The 2,883-nt window shown below is 71.8% G+C and carries 3 protein-coding genes; all 3 read left to right on the top strand.

Annotated features, from left to right (window positions below; translation table 11 throughout):
* Positions 1-181 precede the first annotated feature (181 nt).
* Positions 182-814, top strand: coding sequence for a hypothetical protein (locus E1292_RS50005; protein ID WP_132606816.1), 633 nt, complete (start codon positions 182-184; stop codon positions 812-814).
* Positions 815-836: 22 nt separating this feature from the next.
* On the top strand, positions 837-2,066 hold the full coding sequence (locus E1292_RS52100; protein WP_165975183.1) for a hypothetical protein: 1,230 nt from the start codon (positions 837-839) through the stop codon (positions 2,064-2,066).
* The coding region (locus tag E1292_RS50015; protein WP_132606817.1) for a serine/threonine-protein kinase at positions 2,063-2,883 on the top strand (821 nt) is incomplete at its 3' end. The genes E1292_RS52100 and E1292_RS50015, both read left to right, overlap by 4 nt.

Raw genomic sequence — 2,883 nt, forward strand, 5'->3', positions numbered from 1 at the left:
GGCTGAGGGCGAGCGCCAGCCCGATGGCCGCGGCGCCGGTCCAGGAGAAGGGCACAGTACGGAGTTTGGTGATATTTCCGTTTTGTGTTCGCTCTCTTACAAATATCTTGAAATAAGGCCGTGCCAGGTCAGGCGCGAGATAGGCAGGTGTCTGCAGGTCCGTCGACGTGGGGAGTGGAGCATGGGGACACCTCAGGCCGAGGGCGGCGACGCGCACGGCAACCCCAGGCCAGGCCTGGGCCTGTCGGTCGAGCAGCGCCCGCAGGTCGTCAGGACCTACGAGGGAGGCGGGGTCGGCAAGGAGTACGACTACGACCCCGACACCATCGAGGAATCGTACAGCGACCACATCCACTTCCACCGCAACGGCGACTACCCCGCCGAACCGCCCGCCCCTCCCAGCAAGGAGGAGTTCGGCGACCTGCTCGCCCGCAACCGCGTCGACCCCGGCACGGCCAAGAACGAGTGGTTCATCAAGGTCGACGCCTACGAGGACCCCGGCTCCGGCAAGGCCCTGCCGACGTCCCCGGTGGAGCAGCTCCGGCGTGACCTTGAGCGCCTGCAGGGCGAGACGGGCGGGCAGAGCCTCAAGGTGCGCCTCACGCTCGCCGCGCTCTCCGACCAGGAGCTCGGCACCTGGCAGGCCGCCTCCGACTTCAAGGCGACCACCGACAAGGCGCAGGCCACGCTGGGCTCGGCCGTCGAGCGCGTCTACTCGGTGTACACCGCCGTGATGCAGGCGCTCGACGAGACCGTCAAGACCGCCAAGAACGCCGACCAGGCCGCCGCGGGCGACCTGGGCCGCCTCACCTGATCCCGCGCAGCGACGAGAAACGATGACTGATTACTGGGTCGAACCGCTCAAGGACACCAGGGCGCCGCAGATCGAGGACACCATGCCCGTCGGCGGCAGCGGCGACGCGGAGAGCAGCGACGGCGTCTCCGCGCTCATCCAGAGCACCAAGCCGGACCGGGTCGCCGAGGCGGGCAGGCAGTACAAGGCGATCGCCGACATGTGCGAGGAGTCCGTGGAACTGCTGCACAAGCAGGCCGGGGTCATCGCGGAGACGCTCGGCGGCGAAACCCTCGAACAGGTCTTCAAGACCATCGGCGAACTGCAGAAGGACCTCGCGCGCATCAGCTTCGCCGCTCGCTCCGTCGGCGAGCCCCTCCGGTGGTATGGCGAGCAGGTGCTCCCCTGGTTCCACCACAACGTGCCGAGGACGGGCAGCGTCGGGCTCGACGACTCGATCGGCGACTTCTTCGGCACCGACACCAACGGCCACGCCCTCGCCCGCCACCACCTGCGGCAGCTCAACCGCTTCATGGGCGAGGCGTACAACGCCATGGGCGACTACGTCGAGCAGCGCTCCAAGCCTCCGCAGACCGGGCAGATCGACCCGTTCGGCACGCCGGGTCTCCCTGGTGGGGGCATCGGCGACCCGTACGCGGGGCCGGGGCTGGGCTCGCCGTACGGGTCGCCCGATCTCGGCGCCACACCCGGGCTGGGCGGCCCGGACATTCCCGGCCTGAAGGACCCGTCCCTCGACGACCCGTCGCTCAAGGACCCGTCGTTGCAGGACCCCTCCCTCCAGGACCCGTCGCAACAGGATCCGTCCCAGCAGGACCCGTCGCTCAAGGACCCCTCGCTGCAGGACCCGTCGCTGCAGGACGCCGCCCAGAACCCCGACCTGAGGACTCCGGACCTGAAGACTCCCGAGGTCAGGACGCCGGACCTGCCCCAGCCCTCCTCCGCGACGGACCTGTCCGCCGTGCCGCAGACCTCGTACAACCCCGGTCCCACCACCGCGCTCGGACCGGGACCCACGGGGCCGAGCGCTCCCTCGGGGAGCGCCCCCGCCACGCAGCTCGGAAGCACGGCGGCGACGCCTCCCGTCGGCGGGCGGCCCGGGGCGGGCAGCATGCCGATGGGCATGATCCCGCCCATGATGGGCGGCGCCGGACAGGGCGGCCAGGAGCGCGACCGGGAGCGCGCCACGTTCCCGCTGGTGGAGGACGAGGCCTTCGAGACCGATGACATGGGCGGCCCGTCCGTGGTCGCATGACGGTCATCATCGAACGGGTCCGCGGCTACCGGCTGCTGGAGCGGGCAGGCCAGGACGGCCCCTGGGCGGTGCACCTGGCCCGGTCCGCGTCGGCCGGGACCGACGTCCTGGTCAAGACGCTCGCCTGCCACCGGGTGGACAAGCGGGCGCTCAAGCGGATCGTCCGCGGATTCGCTTTCCCAGAGCCGCTGGCCGCCCACGCGGGAGTGATCCCGGTGCTGGAGGTCGGGGCGACGGGCGACGGGCGACCGTACCTGGTGACGCCCGTGCACGAGGGACTCACGCTGGCCGACCGGCCCGGCCGCAGCCTGCCCATGCCGCCCGCCCAGGCGGCGGGGCTGCTGCGGGCGGTGGCCGGGGCGCTCGCGGCCACCCACGCGGTGGACGGCGTGCACGGGCGCGTCAAGCAGGAGAACGTCATCGTGACCGGGGGCGGGGTCGCGCTCACCGGGTTCGCGATGTCCGCGCTGATGTCCGTCGTGGAGCTGCCCGACGGGACCGTGCCCTCGGTGCACGCGGCGCCGGAGGAACTGGAGGGCCGCGCGCCGGAGCAGGCCTCGGATGTGTACGCGCTCGGGTCGATGGTGTACGAGCTGCTCGCGGGGCGGCCCGCCTTCCCGCTCGACGGGCCGGGAAGCACGGCCAGGTTCACGCTCGGGGTGCTGACGGAGAGCCCTGCGCCGCTGCCCGCCGGTGTGCCGGGCGAGCTGGCGGACCTGGTGACGAAGGCCATGTCCAAGGACCCCGCCGCCCGTCCGGCCGCCACCGATCTGGCCGCCTTCACCATGGGCGCCGGTGTACCGGGAACCCCGCCCCC

This window comes from Nonomuraea deserti, assembly GCF_004348685.1.
Classification (GTDB): Bacteria; Actinomycetota; Actinomycetes; order Streptosporangiales; family Streptosporangiaceae; genus Nonomuraea; species Nonomuraea deserti.